The sequence below is a fragment of the Nonomuraea sp. NPDC050540 genome (genome assembly GCF_044457485.1).
Lineage (GTDB): Bacteria > Actinomycetota > Actinomycetes > Streptosporangiales > Streptosporangiaceae > Nonomuraea.
This window is the reverse complement of record NZ_JBITHA010000008.1, coordinates 416975-440546: the sequence shown is the minus strand read 5'-3', so window position 1 is coordinate 440546 and position 23572 is coordinate 416975. Positions and strand designations below refer to the sequence as shown.

The window sequence follows — 23572 nt, the reverse complement described above, 5'->3', positions numbered from 1 at the left end:
ATGCCACGCGGCCGGCTGAGGGTCTACCTGGGCGCCGCACCAGGGGTGGGGAAGACCTTCGCGATGCTGGGTGAGGGCCGCCGGGCGCTGGAGCGGGGCAGGGACGTGGTCGTGGGTCTCGTCGAGACCCACGGCCGTCCCAACACCGAGGACCTCCTGGACGGGCTTGAGGTGATCCCCCGCAGGACGATGGTCCACCGGGGGGCCACCTTCACCGAGCTCGACGTGGACGCGGTCCTGGCCCGCGCGCCGAAGATCGCGCTCATCGACGAGCTGGCGCACACCAACGTCCCCGGCTCCAGGAACGCCAAGCGCTGGCAGGACATCGAGGAGATCCTCGACGCCGGCATCAGCGTCATCTCCACCGTGAACGTGCAGCACCTGGAGTCGCTCAACGACGTCGTCCAGCAGATCACCGGTATCCCGCAGCGGGAGACCGTCCCCGACGAGGTGGTCCGCCGTGCCACGCAGATCGAGCTGGTCGACATGTCACCGGAGGCCCTGCGCCGCCGGATGGCTCACGGCAACATCTACGCCCCGGAGAAGGTCGATGCCGCCTTGTCCAACTACTTCAGAGTCGGCAACCTCACCGCTCTGCGCGAGCTGGCGCTGCTGTGGGTCGCGGGAAAGGTCGATGAGCAACTCGACCGCTACCGCAGCGACCACGGCATCAAGGGCACCTGGGAGGCGCGCGAGCGCGTCGTCGTCTGCCTGACCGGCGGTCCCGAAGGCGACACTCTGGTACGGCGGGCCGCCCGCATCGCCGCCCGTACCAAGGGCGCCGACCTGCTGGCGGTCCACGTGACCAGGGCCGACGGCCTGTCCAGCGGCGATCCGGCCAGCCTGGCCAGGCAGCGGTCCCTGGTCGAGAGCATGGGCGGCACCTACCACCAGGTGGTCGGCGACGACATCCCGCGCGCGCTGCTCGACTTCGCCCGCGGCGTCAACGCCACCCAGCTGGTGCTCGGCGCCTCGCGGCGTGGCAGGTTCGCGCAGATCTTCTCGCGCGGCGTCGGCGTGGACACCACGGCGCTGTCCGGATCCATCGACGTGCACATGATCACGCACGAGGAGGCGAAGAAGGGCCGCCGTCGTCCCCAGCGCACCAGGGCGGCGCTCACCCGCACCCGGCGGTCGATCGGCTGGCTGACGGCCGTGCTGGGCATGCCGTTGCTGACGGCGGGGCTGATTCCGTTCCGCGATGATCTGTCGCTGCCGAGCGAGATCCTCTTCTTCCTGGTCATGACCGTCGGAGTGGCGCTGATCGGCGGCATGTGGCCGGCGATCACGGCGGCGGTGGGCGGGTCGTTGCTGCTCAACTTCTTCTTCACGCCACCGGTGGGCGAGTTCACGATCAGCGATCCGGAGAACCTCTTCGCGCTCATCGTGTTCGTGGTGGTGGCGGCGGCCGTGTCCACGATCGTGGATCTGGCGGCCCGCCGTACCAGGGAGGCGGCGCGCGCGAGCGCGGACGCGGAGGTGCTCTCGACGTTGGCCGGGCACGTGCTGCGCGGGGAGTCCGCGGTCTCGGAGCTGCTGGTGCGGGTGCGGGAGACGTTCGGGCTGACCTCGGTCACGCTGCTCGAACGCCTGCCGGACACCGGCAGGGCGCCCGACGACCACACCGACCCGGCGGCCTGGCGCATCGTCGCCACGACCGGCGGCACGCCGTGCACGACGCCGTCCGGCGGCGACACCGACGTGGTGATCGAGGAGGACCTCGTGCTCGCCGCGCGGGGCGGGCTGCTGGACGCCTCCGACCGGCGGGTGCTGGAGTCGTTCGCCGCGGAGATCGCGGTGGCGCTGCGGCAGCAGCGGCTGGAGGAGGAGGCAGAGCAGGCCAAGCCGCTGGCCGAGGCGGACAAGATGCGCACCGCGCTGCTGGCCGCGGTCAGCCACGACCTGCGTACCCCGCTGGCCTCGGCGAAGGCGGCGGTGGAGAGCCTGCTCAACGACGAGATCGACTGGAGCCCCGAGGACCGCAGCGAACTGCTGGCCACGGCCGAGGAGTCGCTGGCCCGCCTCGACCGCCTGGTGGCGAACCTGCTCGACATGAGCCGCCTGCAGGCCGGGGTGCTTGGCGTCGGCCTGCAGGCGGTGGCGCTCGAAGAGGTGGTGCCGCGGGCCGTCGACGACCTGGGCCCGCTGCGCGAGCGGGTCGAGGGCGACATCTCCATCGAACTGCCCGAGATCATCGCCGACCCGGCGCTGCTCGAACGCGTGCTGGTCAACCTGATGTCCAACGCGGTCCGCTACAGCCCGCCCGGCAAAAAGGTGATCATCACCGGGAGCTGGCACGGCGACCACGTGGAGATCCGGGTGATCGATCGCGGTCCCGGCATCCCGCCCGATGCCCACGACCGTGTCTTCCTGCCCTTCCAACGACTGGGTGACCGCGACAACCACACCGGTGTCGGACTGGGCCTGGCTCTCTCCCGGGGCCTGGCCGAGGCGATGGGCGGCACTCTGTTCCCCGACGAGACACCAGGGGGAGGTCTCACCATGATCCTCACGATGCCCATCAAGGAGCCGGCGGCATGACCAGGATCCTCGTCGTCGACGACGAGCCGCAGATCCTGCGGGCGCTGCGCATCAACCTGGTCGCCCGCCACTACGAGGTGGCGGTGGCCCACGACGGCGGCTCGGCCCTGCGCGAGGCCGCCGACTGGCACCCCGACCTGGTCATCCTCGACCTGGGGCTGCCCGACCTGGACGGCGTGGACGTCATCCACGGCCTGCGCGGCTGGACCACCGTCCCGATCATCGTGCTGTCCGGCCGGGCCGGCAACCAGGACAAGGTCGACGCCCTGGACGCCGGCGCCGACGACTACGTCACCAAGCCCTTCGGCATCGACGAGCTCCTGGCCCGCATCAGGGCCGTCACCCGCCGTACCACGCTGCACGAGTCGGAGCTGGCCCGCGTCAAGGTGGGCGAGCACCTGGTCGACCTGACCAGCAAGACCATCTCGGGCGAGGTACGGCTGACGCCGACGGAGTGGCACATACTCGAACTCCTGCTGCGCAACCCCGGCAAGCTGGTCAGCCAGCGGCAGATCCTCACCGAGGTCTGGGGCGTGAAGTACGTCAAGGAGACCCACTACCTGCGCCAGTACATGGCCCAGCTGCGCCGCAAGCTGGAGCCCGACGCCGCCCACCCCGCGCACCTGATCACCGAACCCGGCATGGGCTACCGCTTCCAGCCCTGAACACGCCGGAGCCGCGCTCGTGAGTTCACGAGCGCGGCTCCGGTATTGCTAAGGAAGAACCTCCACAAGGAGGGTGATCGCCGCTGCGATGGCGATCAGTACGAGGAGCCCAAGCGTTTCGGGGCGCGGCTTCTGCGACCGCATCATGCTCCTTCCGACACGGGTGGGTAGATATTCCGGTATGCCCATCAGAGCCCCACTTCACGCAGGAACAGGTCTTTCGGCTCCTCGCGGAAGAGCGTCGTCGACGGCCGGGGGGTCCGGGTCTCGGTCGTGGCGGCCAGGTCCCGGCCGAGGGCGCGCATCAGGCCGCTCCGGCTGTGGCGCGGGCCATGACGCCCGCGGGGTCGACGACGACGCCGGTGACGTCGAGGTCGCGGAGCATGCCGCGCAGGGCGGGCTCGCTGAGCCGTACCCAGGTCTGCTCGCTGCCGAGCACCGCGGCCAAGCGCAGCGGCGAGCTGAAGGCCACCGCCGTCGCCCTTCCCGAGGCGGTGCGGAACAGTCGCAGCGAAGCGCTGAACCGGCCCTGATGGACCGGGACAAAGAGTGACATTTCATCTCCTGGGATGCGTCGTACGACAGTGACGCTAGGTCGGAGACGAGTCCCCGGGGGCGTTCGCTACGCGATCCCGACGCGACAGGCCGCAACGTTGACGCGACGCGCCCCAGGTGTCAACGACGCGCAGCTATCCGGGCAGAAGCCGTCGCGAACTCGTCAATGACGGTTGTGTGAAATGTCCCGATAGGGCTCGTATGGGGCCGTGAGTCGTGAAGTAGAACATTCCGGTGACCGGCATCGGCTGAGCGTCATCGGCGGGCTGGCCGCGCTGTCGCTGGACGCGATGGCGTCGGTCGCCTACGGTCCCGAGGCGATCGTGCTCGTCCTGGCCCTCGCCGGCGGCGCCGGCCTCGGGTTCACCATCCCGGTCACGCTGACCATCGCGGCGCTGCTGGCCGTGCTGACCTTCTCCTACCGGCAGGTCATCGCCGCCTTCCCGCAGGGCGGCGGCGCGTACGGCGTGGCCAAGGCCCACCTGGGACGCGGGGCCGGTCTGGTGGCCGGGGCCTCGCTCATCATCGACTACGTGCTCAACGTGGCCGTTTCCGTGGCGGCCGGCGTCGCCGCGCTCACCTCGGCCTTCCCCGGGCTGCTGCCGTACACCGTGTGGCTGTGCCTGGGGGTGCTGGCGCTCATCACCGCGATCAACCTCAAGGGCATCGCCCACAGTGCCCGCGCGTTCATCGTGCCTACGCTGATCTACATCGGCTCGATCATGCTCGTGATCGTGGCCGGGCTGGTCCGTGGCGAGGCCGCCGTCGACCCCGGCCATACCACCACGAGCCTGCAGACGGTCGGCGTGCTCCTGCTGCTGAAGGCGTTCGCGAACGGCTGCGCCTCGCTGACCGGCGTCGAGGCCATCGCCAACGCGGTGCCCTCGTTCAAGCGGCCCAGGGTCAGGCGGGCGCAGAACGCCGAGGTCGCGCTGGGCGTGCTGCTGGCCGTCATGCTGATCGGCATCGCGGCGCTGATCGAGAAGTTCTCGATCGCCCCGGCCGAGGGGGTGACCGTGCTCGCGCAGGTCACGCGGGCGGCGTTGGGCGACGGGTGGCTGTTCTACCTGGTGCAGTTCTCCACGGTCGTGCTGCTCGCGCTGGCCGCCAACACCTCCTTCGGCGGCCTGCCCGTGCTGGCCCAGTTGCTGGCCGCCGACAACAACCTGCCGCATCTGTTCGCGCTGCGCGCCGACCGCCAGGTCCACCGGTACGGCATCGCCTTCCTCACCGTCACCAGCGCCGTCCTGCTGATCGCCGCTCAGGGCGACATGAACCTGCTCGTGCCCCTGTTCGCCATCGGCGTCTTCGTCGGCTTCACGCTCTCCCAGACCGGCATGGTCCGCCACTGGCTGGCCGGGCGCCCGGCGGGCTGGCGGTGGCGGGTGGCGCTGAACGGCTTCGGCGCCCTGCTGACGTTCGTGGCGGCGATCGTGGTGACGGTCTCGAAGTTCACCGAGGGCGGCTGGCTCATCGTGGTCGCCCTGCCGCTGATGGTGGCGGCGATGACGTGGGTCAACCACTCGTACGCGCGGATCGGCGAGCGGCTCGAACTCGGCCGCACGCCCACCCCGCCGCGCCCGCGCCGCTCGCTGGTCGTGGTGCCGGTCCACGCGGTCAACCGGCTCAGCCGCGACGCGCTGGCCGCCGCCCTCTCGCTCGGCGACCGCGTGGTGGCCGTCAACATCGCCCACCCCGAGGACGAGGGGGCCGCCCACCTCTTCGTCGCCGACTGGGAGCTCTGGCATCCCGAGGTGGAGCTGGTCCAGCTCTTCGACGCCCGGCGCCGCCTCGACGACCCGCTGGTCACCTACCTCAAGCAGGTGCCGGAGGCGCACGTGTTCGTGCTGATCGCCGAGGTGGAGCCGGAGCACGCCTGGCAGCGGCTGCTGCAGAACCAGCGCGGGGCCGTCCTGGCCAGGGCGCTGCGCAGGCGTACCGACGCGGTGGTGTGCCGGATGCGCTTCCGCCTGGCCGAGCCGGTCGAGGGCCAGGACGTTTAGCCGAAGAAGGCTCGGAGGTCGGCGATGAGCAGGTCGGGCTGCTCCAGCGCCAGGTACGCGCCGCCGCGGTCGAACTCGGTCCAGCGTGCCACGTTCGTCTCCTGCTCGGCCAGGCCGCGTACGGTCACGTCACTGGCCGCCACCGCGAACGCGGTCGGCACCGTGATAGGCGCCTTCGGGCCCCAGGCGTTCGGGTCCTCGGAGACGTCGCGGTAGCTCTGCGAGATCGAGCCCTGGGTGCCGGTGAACCACTGGGTGCTGACCTCGGTCAGGATGCGGTCGCGGGAGAAGGCGTCCTCGGGCAGCTCGGCGCTGCCGTCCGTCCACTCCTTGAACTTCTCCACGATCCACGCGGCCTGGCCGACCGGGGAGTCGTGCAGGCCGTGCGAGATGGTCTGGGGCCGGGTGGTCATGATGATGTTGAACCCCATCCCGTCCTGCATGAAGCGCTGGATGAGGCCCAGCCGCCGCTGCTCGTCCTCGTTCAGCTCGGGCAGGTCCCCGGCCGGGATCGTGACGTAGGCGTTGACGTGGATCCCGGCCAGCCGCTCGGGAACCTGGCGGCCCAGCTCCATGGACAGGTTGGCGCCGCCGCCTCCGCCGTGGGCGCCGTAGCGCTCGTAGCCGAGGCGCGCCATCAGCTCCGCGAACACCCCGGCGGTACGCGGGACCGTCCAGCCGGTGCCGGCCACCGGTGTGGAGAAGCCGAAGCCCGGCATGGTCGGCGCGACGATGTGGAAGTCGCGAGAGAGCGGGGTGAGGACGTCGAGCAGGCCGATGACGCCGCCGGGGTTGTCGTGCAGGAGCAGCAGCGGCAGCGCGTCCTCGCGCTCGGCGCGGAGGTGCCGGAAGTGCACCGTCTGGCCGCCGATCTCGGTCCGGTACTGGGGCCACTGGTTCAGCTCGGCCTCGGCCTTGCGCCAGTCGAAGTCGTTGGCCCAGTAGTCGGCCAGGCCCTTGAGGTAGTCGACGGGTACGCCGCGATCCCAGCCGGCGCCGGGCAGCTCGGGCGACCACCGCGTACGGAGCAGTCGTTCACGCAGGTCATCGAGGGCTTCTTGCGGGATCTCGATCCGGAAAGGCGTCATGGCCGCGACATTAGTTCCCGGGCGAAATGTGGTGAATGAGTCATCTCATAGGTAATAGGCTGCGACTCGTGCTGTGGGGGCGCGACGGCGAGCAGGCCGCGTTGAGCCAATTGCTGGCGGAGGCCCGCGAGGGTGCCGGCGGCGCTCTGGTGCTGCGCGGCGACCCCGGCATCGGCAAGACCTCCCTCCTCGACCACGCCGCCTCCGCCGCGGGCCCGATGCGCGTGCTGCGCGGCGCCGGTGTCGAGGCCGAGGCCGAACTGCCCTACGCCGGGCTGCACCTGCTGCTGCAGCCCGTGCTCGGCCATCTGCCGTACCTGCCGCCGCCCCAGGCCGACGCGCTGCGCGGCGCCTTCGGCCTCGGTCCCGCCGCCGCCGACCGCTTCCTCGTCGGGCTCGGCGTACTGTCCCTGCTGTCGGAACTGGCCGCGGACGGCGGCCTGCTCTGCCTGGTCGACGACGCCCACTGGCTCGACCACGCCTCCGCCGACGCGCTGCTCGTGGCCGCCAGGCGCCTGGACGCCGACGGCGTCTTCCTCCTGTTCGCCGCCCGCGAGCCCGGCTTCCCCGCGCCCGGCCTGTCCGAGGTCAGGCTCGGCGCCCTGCATCCCGCGGACGCCGCCGGCCTGCTCGACGCCACCGCCGGCGACCTGCCGTCCGAGCTGCGCCATCGCGTGCTCGCCGAAGCGGGCGGCAACCCGCTGGCCCTCGTCGAACTGCCCAAGTCGCTCGGCCTGCACCCGCTGACCGGGCGGCTGCAGGAGGCGTTCCAGCACCGGGCGGACGCGCTGCCCGCCGCCGCCAGGACACTGCTGACCGTGGCCGCCCTCGACGGCACCGGCCACCTCGACGTCGTGCTGGCCGCCGGTCGCGAGCTGGGCGGCACCACCGCCGACCTGGCGGTGATCAGGGAGAGCGGGCTGATCACGGTCGAGGGGCGCCGCCTGGGGTTCCGGCATCCGCTCGTGCGGGCCGCCGTTCAGGGCGCCGCCGGTGAGGAGGTACGGCTGGCCGTACACGCTGCCCTGGCCGGAGCCCTGACCGACCCGCGCGACGCCGACCGGCGGGCCTGGCACCAGGCGGCCGCCGCGACCGCGCCCGACGAGAAACTCGCCGACGAGCTGGAGGGCACGGCCAAGCGCGCGGCCGAGCGCGGCGGCGGAGCGGCCGCCTCCGCCGCCTACCAGCGGGCCGCCGAGCTCAGCGCCGGCGCGCACGACCGCGCCAGGCGGCTCACGCTGGCCGCCGAGGCGGCCGAGTACGGCGGGCGCTTCGACCACGCCCGCGCCATCGCCGAGCACGCCACCGGCGCCTACGCCGACCCGGCGCTGGCCGCCCGCCTGATCCGGGTGCGCGCCTGCGCCGACTACGGGCTCGGACTGCTGCCGAGCGCCCACGCGCAGCTGTCGATCGGCATCGACCGCCTCGCCGGCGACGATCCCCGGGCCGCGGTCTGGCTGCTGCTCGACGCCTCCTCGCTCGTCTGGCTCGACGGCGACCGCGACATGGCCGCCAGGACCGACCGGCAGCTCGCCGGCCTGCGGTTGCCGGAGGACGATCCGGTGACGCCGGTGTACCAGCTGTGCCGGTGGTTCGCCGCGCTCGCCTTGCGCCGTCCCGCCGAAGGGTTGCCGCCGCTGCCCGAGGTGGTGGCCGCCGGGCGCGAGCTGGCCGAGCTCGACCGGCGGGGGTTGCTGCTGGTCGGGGCGCTGGGGCTGGCCCAGCCCGACCGGCAGACCCACGACCTGGCGACCCGGGCCACCGCCCAGGCCAGGGAGGAGAGCCGGGTCGGCCTGTTGCCGCAGTCCCTGACGTACCTGGCGAGCACTCAGCTCGCGCTCGGCTGGCACGCCGACGCCCGCGCCCACGCCGGCGAGGCGGTGCGGATCGCCCGCGACACGGCCCAGCCGCAGTGGGCGACGCAGGCCGGCGCGCTGCTGGCCTACCTGGGCGCGATCGAGGGCGACGCGAGCGCGTGCGCGGGATTCGGCGAGGCGCGGGCGCTGCTGGACCTCGGTCTCGGCCGCGCCGAGCCGGCGCTGCTCGCCTTCGAGGACCTCCTGTACGGCAGGGCCCGCAACCAGATCTCCGCCATGCGCGTCGTCCCCGACCTGGTGGAGGCGGCGGTGCGCTGCGGCCGGCCGACCCGGGCGGTCGAGCCGCTGGCCAGGTTCGCCGAGTGGACGGCCATCCTCGACCAGCCGTGGGCGCACGCGCTCGCCCACCGCTGCCGGGCCCTGGCCGAACCGGCGGAGGAGCACTTCACGCGTGCGCTCGCGCTGCACACGCGCCCGTTCGAGCAGGCGCGCACCCAGTTGCTCTACGGCGAGTGGCTCCGGCGGGCCCGCCGCCGCGTGGACGCCCGCCCGCCGCTGACCTCCGCGCTGCAGACCTTCGATCGGCTCGGCGCCCACCCGTGGTCGGCGCGGGCCAGGGCCGAGCTCGACGCGGCCGGATGGTCCACTTCGCGCTCCGGCGCGCGCGACCCGCTGGCCGCGCTCACCCCGCAGGAGCGGCAGATCGTGCAGCTCGCGGCGCAGGGACTGGCCAACCGGGAGATCGCCGCCCGGCTCTTCCTCAGCCCGCGGACCGTGGGCCAGCACCTCTACAAGGCCTTCCCCAAGCTGGGCGTGAGCTCGCGCACCGAACTGGCCGCGCTGCCGGAGTTCAGTCCTGCCAGGGACGCACCCTGACCCAGCCGGACGCGTCGCCGGTGGCCAGCAGCCCGTCCGGGCTCATGACCAGGCGCCGGTACCCGCCGCCGCCGGGCAGGAAGGGCGCGTCGCCGCGGCTGTTGACGTCGAGCTGGAGCACCTTGCCCTTGCTCATGTGCAGCAGCCGTCCGCGCGGGGTGCACACCAGGCTCATCGCCTCGGGGAAGAACTGGCTCCACAGGTCCCCGCCGCCCGACCTCGGCATGATCGGCACGCCGCGCTCCACGTCGAAGACGCCGGCCCAGCGCGCGGTCATGCCGCCGAGCATGGCGCCGTCGGGGGACAGCGCGATCTGCAGCGCCATGCCGGCCGCCTGGTGAAGCTCGATCGGCGGCCCGGTGGGCACGGGGGCCTGGCCGGGCCGCAGCCGGTAGACCTGGACGTGCCTGCCGCCGCTGACCAGGCCCTTCGCGACGGCAAGCGTGCTCTCGTCGGCTGAGATCGAGGCCGCGACGGCGGTGAAGGAGAGCAGGTCGGCGCCGGTCGCGGTCGAGCGGAGGCGGAAGATCGTGGCCCAGGACAGCAGCGCGTAGGAGGCGGTGCTGGCGAAGTAGAGGTCGCCGGGGTAGGTGACGCTGCCCAGGGAGATCGGCGGGTGATCCGGCTCGTCCGGGCGCAGGGCGAGCAGCTGGTAGCCGTCGCGGACCACGACCGGGCCGCCGCCGGGGGAGGCGGCCACACGTACGCCGTAGCGCGGCGGCATCCAGGTGGCCGCGTGGATCGGGGGCAGTTCCTCGCCGTCGTCGAGCCGCCAGCGGCGGATAGGCCCGCTCAGCGCGGCGGCCAGCAGCGTACGGCCGGGTCCGAAGCACAGGCTGGTGACCGCGCCGCCGAGCCTGGCCGCCAGGATCTCCCCGCCGAGGTGGCCGGGCACGGGCTTGACCTTCTTGACCTTCTTGAGCGTGGCGGCGTAGGCGGTGATCAGGGCGACGGCGAAGGCGGCGGCGTTGGCGGCGGCGCGCTCCTGCGAGCCGCCCGCGTCGGCCGCCTGCTTCCGTTCGTCGGCGCGGTCGCTGATGCCGCGGATGGCCAGCGCGTTGGTCTCGCGCTGCTGCGCGCTGATGGCCACGCCCGCACCCTCCATCTCGATGGCCACCGCGTCCTCGAAGCGCTCGTTCAGCAGGGCGGAGAGCGGGCCGACGCGGCTGGCCAGCAGCGTGTCGCCGGAGGCGATCGGCTTGTGGTGCACCCGCGGCGCCTCGCCCGGCCAGTCGACGTCGAGGTCGTAGGTGAGGGCGAGGAGGCGATACCCCGCGTCCCACGTGCGCGGGCGCGACAGCAGCCCGTCGGCCGTCTCCTTGCCGCCGGAGTAGCAGTGCACGCGCTTGGCCACGACGACGTCGCCGAGCTCGACGCCGTCCTTGAGCGCCCCGGCCACGCCGACCAGCAGGACGGCGGCGGGCCGGAACGTCTCGATCGCCCGCTCGGTGATGATCGCGGCCTCTTTGGTGCCGTCGCCGGTGATCCCGAGCACGACCTTGGTCCGCACGTCAGGCAGCTCGCCGACGTGGAAGACCGTGCCCGACGGGTGCGTGCTGCGTTCCACGTCGCGCATCCGGCGGCGGACCGCGTCGGCCTCCAGGGGCAGTGCCGTCAGCACGACCACCAGGTCGCGCGGGGACCCGTCCTCGCCCAGCCACCACGTCATCGGCTCGCCTTTCGCTTTAAAGGTCACCTTGACCTTATCGTACGGCATTCCTTATAGTCGAACTGACCTAAAACGGGAAGGAGGCTGCATGCGGGACGACTCGGGCCTGCTGCTCCTGGAGTACGAGCACCTCAAAGAAGAGCAGCGGCTGCGCATCTCCACCCGCGACAACCTCGTCTACACCTCGCTCGGCGCGTTCGCCCTGGTGATCGCGGGGGCCATCGAGACGGGCGCGTCCGCCATGCTCACCCTGCTCCCGCCGGTCTGCATGATCCTCGGCTGGACCTATCTCATCAACGACGACCGCATCACCGCCATCGGACGGCACATCCAGCACGCGATCACGCCCGAGCTGGTACGGCTCGGCCACCCGCCCGACGGCGTGTTCACCTGGGAACACCGCCACCGCGGCGACCCGCGCCGGGGGCAGCGCAAGATCCTCCAGCTCGCCGTGGACCTCACCCTGTTCTGCCTCACCGCCTTCATAGCACTCTCGGTCGCCTGGATGAACGCCCCGCACTCCGCCGGACTCATGATGCTCATCGCGGTCGAGGCGAGCGGAACCCTGATCCTGGGCGCCCACTTCATCAGAAACACCATGAACGGGCAGGTCTGATGCCTACGATCGACCATGTCCGCGGACAACGCTGACCCTCGTCCAGGCACGGGCCGCGCCTACGCGCCCGCCGTGACCTTCGCCCAGGCAAGGTCCGCCGCAAGAGCCGTCCGCGCCGCCGAACACGGCCGCCAGGTCCGGCGCACCGTCCGGCCGCGCGGCATCTCCGGCGCCATCCGCTCCCGCACTCCGCTGTCACTCCAGCTGTACGGCGCCGCCCTCGAAGGCCGCCTCGTCTGGCGCGGAGAGAACGAGTTCGCGGTGCTGGAACCCCCGCTGGGCCGCCGCCCGCCCCCCGGCACCAGAGGCGGGTGGTTACGCCGGGCCGACCGGCGCTGGGACCTGCTCGTCGCCTTCGTGCTGCCCGCGGTGATGATCGTGCTCAGCTTGGCGTTCATCCCGCTGGTGGTGGCCCAGCGCGGGTTGACGGTCGTGGTCATCGCCCTGCCCGTACTGGCCGTCTGCCATGTGGCCGTCGTCATGCTGGCCATGACGATCAACCTGCTGTGGAAGGCCGTACGCCCGGTCGTGGAACGCGGCCGCGACCACCGCGTCACCACCGAGGAACTGCGCGACGAGCACTGGTCCGTCGCGCTCTGCCACCAGGCGCGGCCCGAGCACGCCGAGCTGCTGATCAGGCAGATCGTGGACCGTCTCGCGGCCCTGCCCAAAGGCTGGGGCGACGACCGCGGCAGCCTCGTCTGCGTGCTGAACGGCGTCACCACGGACGCCATGCGCGCCGCCTTCCTCACCCGGGCGCGGCACGCCCGTCTCGACGACCAGGGGGACGGCCTGGCGTTCCTGATCTCCCTGCCCCGGCCGCGCCCCCAGGAGCCCACCGAACGCGACGCCGCCTCCGGGTTCCTGTTGTACGTGTTCGCCGGCATCACCGTCGTGCTCTGCGGGGCGCTGCCGGTGGCCGACTTCGAGGCCGAGGCCTGCGGGAACGACTGCGCCGGCCGTCCCGCCACCTACTGGGCGGCCGTGCGCTGGCTCTCCCAGCGCGTCCTGCTGACCGACCCGCCCGGCCTGAGCCCCCAGACGCCCCAGGCGGTCGTCGTCGGCTGGCTCACCAGCGTCATGGCCCTCGCCGGCGTCCTGGTCACGCTGACCGCGGGCCGCTGGTACCTGGCGGCCCGCCGCCGTCGCCGCGCCAATCTCGACAAGGAGCTGACCGCGATGGACGCCACGACGAAGGTACTGCTCCTGGTGGCCACCAGCGTGGAGTACGAGCAGGTCAAGGCCGTGGTGCGCGTACACACCGGACACGCGCCCGAGGTGGACTTCCGTGGCCCGCACGTCGTCTTCAACCTCGGCGTGGTCAGCAAGGCCACCATCCTGCTCGCCCGATCCGAACCCGGCACCACCGCCACCGCCGGCGCCATGCTCACCGCCCAGACCCTCATCGAGGACCTGCGGCCGGACTACGTCATCCTCACCGGCATCTGTTACGGGCTGCGCAAGGGCCCGCAGCGGATCGGCGACGTACTGGTCGCCGGCCAGCTCCGGGTCCTGGACCTCAAGAAGATCGTCGACGGCGAGTCGGGCCCGGTCGAGATCCCGAGGGGCGCCCGCGCGGAGCCGTCGGTCAAACTGCTCAACGCCTGCTACGCGGTGGACGCCGTGAAGCCCCACATAGGAGTCATGCTCTCCGGCAACACGCTGCTCAACTCCGAGGAGGAACGGAACCGCCTGATCGCCGCCCACCCCGACGCGCTGGGCGGCGAAATGGAAGGAGCCGGGGTGTACGCCGCCGCCGCGAAACACCGGGCCGACTGGATCGTCATCAAGGCGATCAGCGACTGGGGAGTGGGCAAGACCAAGCGCCACCAGGCGAGGGCGGCCCGCAACGCCGCCGAGTTCGTCCTCCACCTGATCACCCTGGGCGCCCTGGACACCCCACCCACCCCCACCTGACCCGGGCGGCTTAGGGGTGCCGGCCGCGGAGTACACGGAGCAGGGGGTCGGGGCGGTCGCGAGGGTGGCCGGGGCTGGGAGCGGGCGCTCCCGGGCCGGTGGCCAAGGCGGGAGCGGTGGCCGGGGTGAGGTGTCGCTGGTGAGGGGGCAGGTGGGTGGTGTGTGGGTCAGGTGGGGGTGGGTGGGGTGGTGGTGCGGACCATGGGGGGGTAGAGGATTTCGGCTCGGCCTCGGCGGTACAGTTCGGCGGGCCGGCCCACCTCCGGAGCCCGGAACGCCCCGGTAGGCACCACGAAGTCGTCGGCCTTCAAAACCTTGCGCCGGAAGTTGCTGGGGTCGAGGTCCAGGTCCCACACCACCTCGTACACGTGCCGCAGGTCGGCCAGCGTGAACGGCTCCTGGCAGAAGGCCGCCGCCACGGTCGTGTACTCCAGCTTGCCCCGCGCCCGGTCCAGCCCCTCCCGCAGGATCGCCTGGTGGTCGAAGGCCAGCTCGACCGACGGCGACAGCGCCTGGGCCACGGGCATCCAGCGGGCGTGGGCGGCGTCGGTGCCGGCTACGGGGGCGGGCAGGTCGGGGCCGAGGGCCAGGTAGGCGACGGTGAAGGTGCGGACCCTGGGGTCGCGGCCCGGGGTGCCGAAGGTGCGGAGCTGCTCCAGGTGGAGCTTGCCGCCGTCGACCCCGGTCTCCTCGCCCAGTTCGCGCAGCGCGGCCCCGCGCAGGTCCTCGTGATCGCGGACGAAGCCGCCCGGCAGCGCGAGCCCGCCCATGAAGGGTGGCTTGCCGCGCTCGATGAGAAGGACCTGCAGGGCGGATTCGCGGAGCGTGAAGATCACCAGATCGACCGTCACCGCGACCGGCGCCGTCCCGTCGTACTTGGACACCCTAAGAGAATACCTAAGGTCACCTTGACCTAAACATCGCCCGATTGATAAGGTCACATCGACCTAAAGTTAGAGATAAGCCTGATGGGTGATATAGGTGACACGGCGAGCTGGGCGGGCCCTCCCGAGGAAGCCATCCCCTACCCGCCGGAAACACGGCGCGCCGACCAGTCCGCGGGAAAGCGCGACGGCCGGCGCAAACTTCTGGCCGAGCTCCTGCGCCACGTGGCCGAGAAGGGCGAGGACGGCGCGCCCGCACCCGAGACCGCCTACCTGGCCATGCTGACCAGCGAGGCGCTCGAACGCATCGCCGCCGAGCGGGTCGCCAGGGACGACGAGCTGGCCAGGCTCGGCGAGCTGCACGGCCAGGCCGTGGCCGCCAAGGACGCGCTGGCCAGGGAGCTGGAGGAGGCCAGGCGCCGGCTGCACCTGGCCGTGGAGGAGTGCGCACGGCCCCTGACCGAGGACGACCTGCGCAGGGGACCGGCCGAGCTCGACCCGCTCACCCATCCCGACGCGCTGATCGAACGGCGCCGCCGTACCGCACGAGAGAACGCTCGGCTACGGGCGCTGCGCGCCTTCGAGGACCTGCACGCGAGCCTCGACGAGCAGAGAGAGCGGGCCGTCTCGCTCGCCGAGCGGCAGGCGCTGCGGCCGAGTGTGGCGCGGGCACGGGCGCTGCGTGTGCACGAGCACTTCCGGCGGCGGCGCGCGGTGTATCTGACCGGGCTGCTGGCCCGGCATCCCGATCCCGGGCTGCTCAACCTGCTGCTCAAGCTGAGCGCGCCAGAACTGCCCGAATGGATCCGCGACGAACCGACGGAGAGCGCATGAGGGTGTTCCAGACGCTCAGGCGGTGGTGGCTGCGCAGGCGGGACCTGCGCATCACCGGCCTGGGCGGCATGCCGTTCCAGGAGGCGCACGCGCCGCCACCGCCCCGCAACAGTTTCCGGCCGACGCCGGTCGACCGGGCGGGACATCTGGTGCTGACCCAGTCGTACGCCGACCGGCTGGCGCCCGGCACCGACGAGCTGACCGGGGGAGCGCTCGACAACCTGATCAACGCCTGGCACGAGACGTGGCAGCACCAGGCCGCCGCCGAGTACGCGGGTTTCCAGGTGGAGAGCGTGGTCAGGCTCAACACGATCGAGCCGGCCCTCGCCCAGTACGAGAAGAGCGACGCCTACCTCCAGCGCCGCCTGGCCGACGCCAGGACCGCGGTGGACTCGGCCAGGGACCGCCTGGCCGGCCAGGATCCTGCGCGGCCTGGGTTCGCCGATCCGCCGTTGCTGGCCGGGCGCTCACCGGCGACGTTCCTGCACGTGGTGGCGCTGGTGATGGCCGCGGGCGCGGATGCCGCCGCGTTCTGGCAGGTCATGCAGATCCTGCTGGCGGACCTGCCCCCGATGGCCGGGGCGCTGATCGTGGCCGGGCTGACCACCACCGCCCTGTACCTGAGCCACCAGATCGGCGTCCAGGCCCGCGAGGCGAGCGCCGGGACCAAGCGGAGGATCCGATGGGTCGTGCTCTGCTTCCTGGTCTGGCTGGTGCTGGGTGTGGGCGCCGCCGCGCTGCGCTACTTCTTCGGCGACGCCGGCGAGCCGCCCGCGATCGTCATCGGCGGCCCCGCCGCCGCGCCCGACCTGCCCGCCGCCCTCGGGACGGCCGGCGTCTTCCTCGCGCTCTACCTGGCGACCGGCCTGGTCGCCGCGCTCGGCGGCTACCTGACCACGCATCCGGCCCGCTCCGACTACGCCCGCGCGATGCGCAACCTGCGCACGGTCACCGAGGCCGCCGCGGCCTCCAGCGCCCGGCTGAGCAGGGCGCAGAGCGAGCGCACGCAGTACGCGGAGGAGTTGCGCGAGGCCAGGCAGCGGCATCTGGCCGAGATGGGGACCCGCGCCGCGCTCGCCGAGGAGCTGAAGCAGATGGTCCGGGTCCACCACGCGGCCTACCACCAGGATCCCAGCGCCACCAACGCGATGTTCCAGTCCGACCACCGCCCGCACTGGAAGAAGGACCCATGAGAAGAACCGTGCTCGCGGGCGTCGCCATGACGGCCGCGCTGACCGCGTGCGGCGTGGACCAGCCGCCCGCCAAGCCGCTGGCCTGCGTGGGCGACGGCGGCTCGCTGGCGCTGGTGATCGGCGCCCGGTCGAACTCGCCCGCGCCCGTGATCTCTCCCGAGCTCAACGCCCTCATCAGGAAGGTCCTCATGGCGCGCCACAGCGTGTACGCCGTCCGGCTCGACGGGGACCCGCAGCCGATCTACTCCACCCGGTTCACCTCCACCGCCGCCAACACGCCCGCGCTGGAGGCGAGCGTGAACCGGCGCGTCACCGACATCTCCGCCGCGATCAACGCGCAGGCCAGGGCCGTGAAGGCGGAGGCGGACGTGCTCAAGGCGCTGGAGGTGGCCGCCCGCATGGCGGGGGAGGGCGGCAGCGTCGTCGTGGTCGACTCCGCGCTGGCCACCATGGGCGACCTGGACTTCACCCAGGACGGCGTGCTGGACGCCGACCCCGACGACCTCACCGACCATCTCGTCGGCGGCAAGCTGCTGCCCGACCTGACCGGGCGGCGCGTGCTGTTCGACGGGCTGGGGCTGGCCGCCGACCCGCAGATCGACCTGCCGCCGAGGGTGAGCGAGAACCTGGGCGAGATCTGGACCAAGGCCGCCACGGCCGCGGGCGCCGCCTGCGCCGAGATCACGACGGGCCCCGGCCAGCCCTCGGCCATGCCGGGACTGCCCCCGGTCGCGACGATCGCCATGCCCACGCCGACGCCGATACGGCCCTGCGGCGACGTCGTCCTGCAGAACGCCGGAGACGTCGGCTTCATCCGCGGCAGGGCGGACTTCCGCCACCCCGCCGCGGCCACGGCCACGCTGCGCGGGCTCGCCCCCGACCTGGCCGGCGCCGCCCGGCCCGTCGAGCTGATCGGCACCACCTCCTCCGAGGGCGGCGACGCGATCAACCGCCCGCTCTCCCAGGCCAGGGCGGACAAGGTCAAGCAGATCCTCGTCTCCCTGGGCGTCCCGGAGAACAAGATCACCGCCAGGGGCGTCGCCACCGACTGGCCGGACCACGTCGACGACACCCTGCCCGACGGCCGGCTCGACCCGGCCAAGGCCAACCAGAACCGCAAGGTCGTCATCCGGCGGGAACAATGCCAGAAACCATGAAACCGCTCGCCTACGACGTGCGTACCCGCTGGAGCGACTGGTGGCACGGCCTGCGCGACGGCCTGCGCCAGATCCCCGACCGTCCGAAAGTCCCGCGGCCCCAGCCGATCAGCTCGCCGCACCGCGACGTCATCATCGGCGAGGCGCAGCAGGTCTACCACCAGGAGTACATCCGCCACCAGCGCCAGGTCGCGCCGCTGCCCGGCCTGATCGCCGAGGCCGGCTCCCGTGAGGCGGCCGCCCGCGAGACGTGCCGGCTGGCCGACGCCAGGGTGGCCGCGCTCGAACGTCCGCTCACCGCGGAGGAGGAGCGTGAGCGGCGTCCCGGCGACACCGGGCTCGACGACGCCGCCGTGCGTGAGCGCCGCCGCCGTTATCGCGCCCGCCGGCTCGCCGCCGCCCGCGAGGCGGCCGCGCGCGCCAGGGCCGCGCTCGACGCGGCCACCGCCGACCTGGTGCGGACCGAGGCGCTGCGCGAGCAGTCGCTGGAGGTCGCCTCTGCCCGGGTACGGCTGGCCGAACGCCTGTACGGCCGCAGACTCGACGCCTACCTGCGTTCCCTGCTGCGCTTCCACCCGGACAAGGCGTGGGTCGCCGACCAGCTCCGCTTCGGCGGGCAGGCGCCGGCCTGGGTCAGGCGGGCGGCCACGGTGGCGCCGCCGGTCGAGGTGGAGCCGGTACGCCCGCCGGCCTTCCGCATCGCCCTGCGGCCGGGGGACAACGTGTTCGGGGCCGACGCGGCGCAGCCGTACCGGCTGGGGGAGCCTTATGCGGCGCCCAGGCACTTCCGCCTCGCCCGCGACGGCGAGCACCTGCGGCTGCGCGACTTCGGCCGGGGCAACGGCCCCTACATCGGCGGCGGCGCGGTACGCGAGGCGCTGCTCGCGCCGGGCGACCACTTCGACTTCGGCGAGTACCGCTACTACGTGCTGCCCGGCCTCGACGCGCTCGACGTCAGCAGGCTCGGCGAACGCAAGGTCGTCGCACTCGGGCTGGAGGCGAGCACCGACCGGTACTACCGGATCAGGGACATGTCGTTCGTGCAGCCGGAGAGCACGCTGCTGGCGATACTCGGGCCGTCGGGGGCGGGCAAGAGCTCGTTGTTCAGCGCGCTGCTGGGTGAGCTGCCGCTGAGCGCGGGCGAGCTGTACTTCGAGGGGCTGTCGCCGGCCGCGCACGGGCCGCAGATCAGGGAGCGGCTGGGGTTCGTGCCGCAGGGCACCGACCTGCTCGCCACGCTCACCGTCGACCAGCTCCTGCGCTACGCCTACCGCCTGCGCGGGCCGGGCCGCCGCGCCGGGACGCGCGTGGGCGAGGTCTGCCGCGACCTCAAGCTCGACGAACGCCGCCACTACCGCGTCAGCGCCCTGTCGGGCGGCCAGCAGCGCCGCGTGTCGATCGCGATGGAACTGCTGAACAAGCCGACACTCCTGCTCCTCGATGAGCCGACCTCGGGCCTGGACCCCGGGCTCGACCACGAGGTGATGACCTTCCTGCGCGACTACGCCGAGACCCACGAGGCCACCGTCATGATCGTCACACACGCCATCGAACACCTCGGCCAGGCCCACCAGGTCCTCGTCGTGGTCAAACAGGGCAGGCCCGTCTTCTACGGCCCGCCCGAGCGGGTCCTGCCCGACCTTGAGCGCGAGCGCTGGGCCGCGCTGATGAAGGACCTCGACGTCCAGGCCGACGCCTTCGCCCTCCGGTACGGCAGCCGCCACGCCGACGCCGAAGCCCGCGACGCCGCCGCCCACATCCGGGCGAGCGGCGCCGATGCCCGGCCGGGCCCGCGTGTCAAGCGCAGACGGTCGCCGGCCACGTTCACCCGCCAGTGGCGCGTGCTGCTGTCGCGCCAGGTCGCGCTGCTGGCCACCCGCGGCGTACGGGCGGGTTCGACCGGGCCGGTCAGGAGATGGGCGGTGGCGTTGATGCCGTTCCTGGTCGCGGCCGGTTCCGCGGCGCTGGCCGCCTGGGTCACCGGCCCCGACGGCCTCGGCAAGGGCGCCTCGGGCGACGCGGTCACCGCGATCAGCCTGCTCACCACGCTGGCGATGCTCAGCGGGCAGGCGCTCACCTACAGCGACATCGTCGCCGAGATGGGCACGATCACCCGCGAACACCGCACCGGTGTCCTGGTCAGCGCCGTGCTCGTGGCGAAATGGCAGGTCTTCGCCGCCGTGGCGATCCTGCAGGCGCTGATCATGACACTGGTCTTCACCTGGATCCGCCCGGGACCGGCGGCGTCCCTGTGGACGACGCCCACGCTGGACCTCTTCGTGGTGCTGGCGGTGCTGTCGGTTTCGGCCATGTCACTCGGGCTGCTCATCTCGGTCTCGGTGCGCAAGCTGGAGCAGGCCGTGCTCGCCGTCACCCTCACCTCGGTCGCCCAGATCGCCCTGAACGGCTCCACCGCGGACCTGTCCGGCGGCGGCGCGCTCGCCGTGACCGCCGCGCTGCTGCCCGACCGCTGGGGCCTGGCCGCCGCCGCCTCCCTGACCGCCCTGCCCGGCAAGCGGGAGGCCCTGTGGGCGCACACCTCCGGGCAGTGGTTCTTCGACCTGGCCATGTGCGCCGCGCTGGCGGTCGCCTACTCCCTGGTCGCCGTCGCGGTGCTCTCGGCCCGCCTCACCCCCGGACGCGGCGTCGGCTGGGGGTGAGTTCACCTGGCGGTCCGCCGCCTGAACAGGACGGCCGCGATCGGGATGCTGACCGCGACCGCGCCCCCGAGCCAGGCGGCCGCCACCGCCGCCGCCGAGCCCATCGGCAGGTCCAGGAGCAGCGCGCGCAGCGTGTCCACCACCGACGTGACCGGCTGGTGGGTGGCGAAGGCGCGCAGCACCGGCGGCATCGTCTCGGCCGGGACCACCCCGTTGGACAGGTACGGCAGGAACAGCACGACGAAGCTGAACGCCCCCGCCGCCTGCGTCGAGCGCACGGCCAGCCCCCAGATCACCGCCAGCGACGACATCGCCAGGATGTACGCCGCCACCAGCGCCAGCACCAGTGCCCACTCGGCGAGCGAGGCCGAGGGCCGGAAGCCGAGCGCGACCGCGGCGGCCAGCGCGATCGCGGACGCCACGACGTTGCGCGCCATCGAGGCCACCACGTGCCCGGCCGGCACCGTCCAGCCGCTGATCGGGAGCGTGCGGAAGCGGTCGATCATGCCCCCGGTCATGTCGTCGGCTATGGCCACGGCGGTGAGGGCGGAGCCGTACCCGCAGGACATCAGCAGGACGGCGGGCACGACGAAGTCGATGTAGTCAAGCCCGCTCGACCCCGTGGTGATCGCGCCGCCGAACACGTACACGAACAACACCATGATGATCACCGGCAGCGCGATGTTGACGATCAGGCTGTCCGGCGTGCGCAGCTCGCGGCGCAGGTCGCGGGCGACCAGGCGGCGCAGGTCGGCCACGGCGGTCAGGGGCGCGCTCATGCCGCCACCGCCGTGAGCTCGAAGAAGACGTCGTCGAGGGTGGGCGTGCGCAGCTCGACGCGGTCGACGGGGATGCCCGCCCGGTGTAGTTCGTCCAGGGTGTGCCTGAGGTGGTCGGGCCCCTGGACGGCCAGCGTGATCTCGGCCGGGTCCGCCCCGCCCGGAGCGGACAGCAGGGCGCTCGCCCGCGGCACGTCCGCCGGCGCCAGGCGCAGCACGAGGCGCTCGGCGCCCACCTGGCGCTTCAGCGCCTCGGGGGGTCCGTCGGCCACGACCCGGCCCCGGTTGATCACCGCGACCCGGTCGGCTAGCTGGTCGGCCTCCTCCAGGTATTGCGTGGTCAGCAGGATGCTCGTCCCCGCGGCGAGCAGTTCGCGGATCACCGCCCACAGCTCCACCCGGCTGCGGGGGTCCAGGCCCGTGGTCGGCTCGTCGAGGAAGAGGATGCGTGGCGCCGACACCATGCTGGCCGCCAGGTCGAGGCGGCGGCGCATGCCGCCCGAGTAGGTGCCTACGCGGCGGTTGGCGGCGTTGGCCAGGTCGAAGCGCTCCAGGAGCTCCTGCGTCCGCCGCCGGCCCTGGCGGCGGCCGAGGTGGTAGAGGCCGGCGAACAGTTCGAGGTTCTCCCTGCCGGTGAGCAGGTCGTCCACGGTGGCCTGCTGGGCGGTCAGGCCGATGGCCCGCCGTACGGCGACGCCGTCGCGCACCACGTCGTGTCCGCCCACGATCGCGCTGCCGCCGTCCGGAGCCAGCAGCGTGGTCAGGATGCGCACTGTCGTCGTCTTCCCCGAGCCGTTGGGCCCGAGCAGCGCCAGCAGCGAGCCCGTGGGCACGGTCAGGTCGATCCCGCCGAGCACCCGCGTGTCCCCGAACGACTTCACCAGGCCCCGCGCCACGATGGCATCTGTGAATGACGTACTGTGTATGACGTTCATAGTTTTAAGATAATGCAGAATCCTAGGAGTGAGTCAAGGGAGGACCTCGATGGACCAGGAACGGTCACTGCCCCCCGTCATCGGGCGGATGTGGGGCCGCGAGCCCGCGCCCCGGCGGGGGCCGCGGCCACGACTCGACCTGGCCATGATCACCGCCGCCGCCATCGAACTCGCCGACGCCGACGGCATCGGCGGAGTGTCGATGGCGAGCGTCGCCTCACGCGTGGGGGTCGCGGCGACCGCGCTCTACCGATACGTCGGCAGCAAGGAAGACCTGCTCACCGCGATGGCCGACGCCGTGGCTCCGCTGCCGCCCGACCCGGCGGGGCGGCCATGGCGCGAATACCTCGCCACCTGGACCCGTGCCCAGCGCGGCATCATCCTCGAACACCCGTGGGTGCTGGCGATCAGCCCGTTCGTGCCGCCGATGGGCCCGCGCCGGCTGCTCTGGCTCGACCGCGTCCTGGTCGCCCTCGACGGCACCGGGCTGGACGACGGTGAGCGGGTCAACGTGGCCAGCACCCTGACCGGGTACGCGCTGACCGACGCCGCCGTGGTCTACGGGGCCGGCGACCCCGCGTACGAGAAGGCCGGGATCTCCGGCGCCGACGAGTTCGGCGCCGCGCTCGCCGAGGTCCTCGACCCGGCGACCTACCCCGCCCTGTCCGCCGCCGTGCGCGGCGGCGTCTTCTCCGGCGCCGAGGGCTGGGTGAACGACGACGACTTCCTGTTCGGCCTCAACCTGCTGCTCGACGGCGTGGAACAGCTGATCGCCCGCCGGGGCGGCGTCAGCTAGCCGCGCGCAGGATGCGGACGTACCCCACTTCTGCGACGTTCTTCGTCAGCTCCACGATCAGCCATCCGGCGACGCCCGCCATCGTCTGGCCCTGCCCCCAGGGCAGTTTCGCGACCTTGTCGCCGGAATCGAGTTCGGCGTCGGTGAGCCCGAGCAGCCCTTCGCGCCAGGCGTCCTTGAGCCCGCGCAGCCACTCGGCCGCCTCGGCGGCGCCGCCCGGCCAGACGATCTCCTCGCGCTCGGGAGCGCCGTCACCGAAGCAGTGGCCCAGCGTGGTCGTCCACCAGTAGCCCATGTGCCACATCACCCAGCCGGCCGACATCGCCGGCACGGGGTCCGGCTCGCTGTCGGCCCAGTCGGCCACCCAGTGCCCGTCCGCGCCGAGCCGGACGTTCCAGCTGTGGGCGGCCGGCTCCCAGAGCGCCACCTCGTCGTCCAGCCCGTCAAGGTGGTACTCGAACAGCGCCCAGGCGATGTCGAGCTGATGGACGAGCAGTTCCGCGCGTTCGGTGACCATGGTCAGCGATCCTAGACACGCGCCCCGCGCTCGCCAACGGGATAAAGCGTTGGCCGATTCGACGATGAAG

The 23572-nt window shown here is 72.5% G+C and carries 18 protein-coding genes; 11 read left to right on the top strand and 7 right to left on the bottom strand.

Annotation, left to right across the window (positions count from 1 at the left end):
- Together ACIBI5_RS28935 and ACIBI5_RS28930 are read left to right on the top strand one after the other, a co-directional pair.
- Entirely contained in the window at window positions 1-2541 is a 2541-nt protein-coding gene (locus ACIBI5_RS28935; RefSeq protein ID WP_397251883.1) for a DUF4118 domain-containing protein, read from the top strand.
- Window positions 2538-3206 carry a response regulator gene (locus ACIBI5_RS28930; RefSeq protein WP_379640196.1) on the top strand — a complete coding sequence of 223 codons (669 nt, stop codon included), beginning with the start codon at window positions 2538-2540 and terminating at the stop codon, window positions 3204-3206. The genes ACIBI5_RS28935 and ACIBI5_RS28930 overlap by 4 nt, the downstream gene beginning before the upstream one ends.
- Window positions 3207-3510: 304 nt before the next feature.
- Here the strand turns inward: ACIBI5_RS28930 and ACIBI5_RS28925 are convergent, their stop codons facing one another.
- On the bottom strand, window positions 3511-3762 hold the full coding sequence (locus ACIBI5_RS28925) for an SAV_915 family protein (protein ID WP_397251882.1): 252 nt from the start codon (window positions 3760-3762) through the stop codon (window positions 3511-3513).
- 208 nt (window positions 3763-3970) lie between these two features.
- Here ACIBI5_RS28925 and ACIBI5_RS28920 point away from each other — a divergent pair, with 208 nt between their 5' ends.
- Window positions 3971-5764, top strand: coding sequence for an APC family permease (locus ACIBI5_RS28920; protein WP_397251881.1), 1794 nt, complete (start codon window positions 3971-3973; stop codon window positions 5762-5764).
- Here ACIBI5_RS28920 and ACIBI5_RS28915 read toward each other — a convergent pair.
- Window positions 5761-6852, bottom strand: a complete 1092-nt coding sequence (locus ACIBI5_RS28915) for an epoxide hydrolase family protein (protein WP_397251880.1) — start codon at window positions 6850-6852, stop codon at window positions 5761-5763. The genes ACIBI5_RS28920 and ACIBI5_RS28915 overlap by 4 nt on opposite strands.
- A gap of 68 nt (window positions 6853-6920) precedes the next feature.
- Here ACIBI5_RS28915 and ACIBI5_RS28910 point away from each other — a divergent pair, with 68 nt between their 5' ends.
- Entirely contained in the window at window positions 6921-9545 is a 2625-nt protein-coding gene (locus tag ACIBI5_RS28910) for an AAA family ATPase (protein ID WP_397251879.1), read from the top strand.
- Here ACIBI5_RS28910 and ACIBI5_RS28905 read toward each other — a convergent pair.
- The gene (locus tag ACIBI5_RS28905) at window positions 9520-11214 is read right to left on the bottom strand and encodes a hypothetical protein (protein WP_397251878.1); all 1695 of its coding nucleotides are present in this window, start codon (window positions 11212-11214) and stop codon (window positions 9520-9522) included. The genes ACIBI5_RS28910 and ACIBI5_RS28905 overlap by 26 nt on opposite strands.
- A gap of 88 nt (window positions 11215-11302) precedes the next feature.
- On the opposite strand from ACIBI5_RS28905, the gene ACIBI5_RS28900 reads away from it, so the two are divergent.
- The gene (locus tag ACIBI5_RS28900) at window positions 11303-11830 is read left to right on the top strand and encodes a hypothetical protein (RefSeq protein ID WP_397251877.1); all 528 of its coding nucleotides are present in this window, start codon (window positions 11303-11305) and stop codon (window positions 11828-11830) included.
- Between the two features lie 15 nt (window positions 11831-11845).
- Window positions 11846-13747 (top strand): hypothetical protein, encoded by a 1902-nt coding sequence (locus ACIBI5_RS28895; RefSeq protein ID WP_397251876.1) that lies wholly within the window; start codon window positions 11846-11848, stop codon window positions 13745-13747.
- A 167-nt stretch (window positions 13748-13914) separates the two neighbouring features.
- Here the strand turns inward: ACIBI5_RS28895 and ACIBI5_RS28890 are convergent, their stop codons facing one another.
- A complete protein-coding gene (locus ACIBI5_RS28890) occupies window positions 13915-14631 on the bottom strand; it encodes an NUDIX hydrolase (RefSeq protein ID WP_397251875.1) in 717 nt (238 codons plus the stop codon).
- Window positions 14632-14715: 84 nt separating this feature from the next.
- Here ACIBI5_RS28890 and ACIBI5_RS28885 point away from each other — a divergent pair, with 84 nt between their 5' ends.
- The 4 genes from ACIBI5_RS28885 to ACIBI5_RS28870 are packed head-to-tail and all read left to right on the top strand — an operon-like array spanning window position 14716 to window position 20475.
- Window positions 14716-15465, top strand: coding sequence for a hypothetical protein (locus tag ACIBI5_RS28885; protein WP_397251874.1), 750 nt, complete (start codon window positions 14716-14718; stop codon window positions 15463-15465).
- Window positions 15462-16658 (top strand): hypothetical protein, encoded by a 1197-nt coding sequence (locus ACIBI5_RS28880; protein ID WP_397251873.1) that lies wholly within the window; start codon window positions 15462-15464, stop codon window positions 16656-16658. The genes ACIBI5_RS28885 and ACIBI5_RS28880 overlap by 4 nt, the downstream gene beginning before the upstream one ends.
- The gene (locus ACIBI5_RS28875) at window positions 16655-17815 is read left to right on the top strand and encodes an OmpA family protein (protein WP_397251872.1); all 1161 of its coding nucleotides are present in this window, start codon (window positions 16655-16657) and stop codon (window positions 17813-17815) included. The genes ACIBI5_RS28880 and ACIBI5_RS28875 overlap by 4 nt, the downstream gene beginning before the upstream one ends.
- Entirely contained in the window at window positions 17812-20475 is a 2664-nt protein-coding gene (locus tag ACIBI5_RS28870) for an ATP-binding cassette domain-containing protein (RefSeq protein WP_397251871.1), read from the top strand. The genes ACIBI5_RS28875 and ACIBI5_RS28870 overlap by 4 nt, the downstream gene beginning before the upstream one ends.
- A gap of 2 nt (window positions 20476-20477) precedes the next feature.
- Here the strand turns inward: ACIBI5_RS28870 and ACIBI5_RS28865 are convergent, their stop codons facing one another.
- Window positions 20478-21254: an ABC transporter permease gene (locus ACIBI5_RS28865; protein ID WP_397251870.1), complete on the bottom strand. Its 777-nt coding sequence runs from the start codon at window positions 21252-21254 to the stop codon at window positions 20478-20480.
- Window positions 21251-22189 (bottom strand): ATP-binding cassette domain-containing protein, encoded by a 939-nt coding sequence (locus tag ACIBI5_RS28860; protein ID WP_397251869.1) that lies wholly within the window; start codon window positions 22187-22189, stop codon window positions 21251-21253. The genes ACIBI5_RS28865 and ACIBI5_RS28860 overlap by 4 nt, the downstream gene beginning before the upstream one ends.
- Window positions 22190-22238: 49 nt before the next feature.
- On the opposite strand from ACIBI5_RS28860, the gene ACIBI5_RS28855 reads away from it, so the two are divergent.
- A complete protein-coding gene (locus ACIBI5_RS28855) occupies window positions 22239-22985 on the top strand; it encodes a TetR/AcrR family transcriptional regulator (RefSeq protein ID WP_397251868.1) in 747 nt (248 codons plus the stop codon).
- On the opposite strand, the gene ACIBI5_RS28850 is transcribed toward ACIBI5_RS28855, so the two are convergent.
- Window positions 22978-23502: a DinB family protein gene (locus ACIBI5_RS28850; RefSeq protein WP_397251867.1), complete on the bottom strand. Its 525-nt coding sequence runs from the start codon at window positions 23500-23502 to the stop codon at window positions 22978-22980. The two genes, ACIBI5_RS28855 and ACIBI5_RS28850, sit on opposite strands and share 8 nt — an antisense overlap.
- Between the last annotated feature and the right edge of the window lie 70 nt (window positions 23503-23572).

Bases quoted from the DNA above. Each gene is read 5' to 3' on its own strand.
- ACIBI5_RS28855 (WP_397251868.1), top strand. From the start codon at position 22,239: ATGGACCAGGAACGGTCACTGCCCCCCGTCATCGGGCGGATGTGGGGC.
- ACIBI5_RS28915 (WP_397251880.1), bottom strand. From the start codon at position 6,852: ATGACGCCTTTCCGGATCGAGATCCCGCAAGAAGCCCTCGATGACCTG.
- ACIBI5_RS28880 (WP_397251873.1), top strand. From the start codon at position 15,462: ATGAGGGTGTTCCAGACGCTCAGGCGGTGGTGGCTGCGCAGGCGGGAC.
- ACIBI5_RS28895 (WP_397251876.1), top strand. From the start codon at position 11,846: ATGTCCGCGGACAACGCTGACCCTCGTCCAGGCACGGGCCGCGCCTAC.
- ACIBI5_RS28935 (WP_397251883.1), top strand. From the start codon at position 1: ATGCCACGCGGCCGGCTGAGGGTCTACCTGGGCGCCGCACCAGGGGTG.
- ACIBI5_RS28930 (WP_379640196.1), top strand. From the start codon at position 2,538: ATGACCAGGATCCTCGTCGTCGACGACGAGCCGCAGATCCTGCGGGCG.
- ACIBI5_RS28860 (WP_397251869.1), bottom strand. From the start codon at position 22,189: ATGAACGTCATACACAGTACGTCATTCACAGATGCCATCGTGGCGCGG.
- ACIBI5_RS28865 (WP_397251870.1), bottom strand. From the start codon at position 21,254: ATGAGCGCGCCCCTGACCGCCGTGGCCGACCTGCGCCGCCTGGTCGCC.
- ACIBI5_RS28885 (WP_397251874.1), top strand. From the start codon at position 14,716: ATGGGTGATATAGGTGACACGGCGAGCTGGGCGGGCCCTCCCGAGGAA.
- ACIBI5_RS28900 (WP_397251877.1), top strand. From the start codon at position 11,303: ATGCGGGACGACTCGGGCCTGCTGCTCCTGGAGTACGAGCACCTCAAA.
- ACIBI5_RS28870 (WP_397251871.1), top strand. From the start codon at position 17,812: ATGAAACCGCTCGCCTACGACGTGCGTACCCGCTGGAGCGACTGGTGG.
- ACIBI5_RS28905 (WP_397251878.1), bottom strand. From the start codon at position 11,214: ATGACGTGGTGGCTGGGCGAGGACGGGTCCCCGCGCGACCTGGTGGTC.
- ACIBI5_RS28875 (WP_397251872.1), top strand. From the start codon at position 16,655: ATGAGAAGAACCGTGCTCGCGGGCGTCGCCATGACGGCCGCGCTGACC.
- ACIBI5_RS28925 (WP_397251882.1), bottom strand. From the start codon at position 3,762: ATGTCACTCTTTGTCCCGGTCCATCAGGGCCGGTTCAGCGCTTCGCTG.
- ACIBI5_RS28850 (WP_397251867.1), bottom strand. From the start codon at position 23,502: ATGGTCACCGAACGCGCGGAACTGCTCGTCCATCAGCTCGACATCGCC.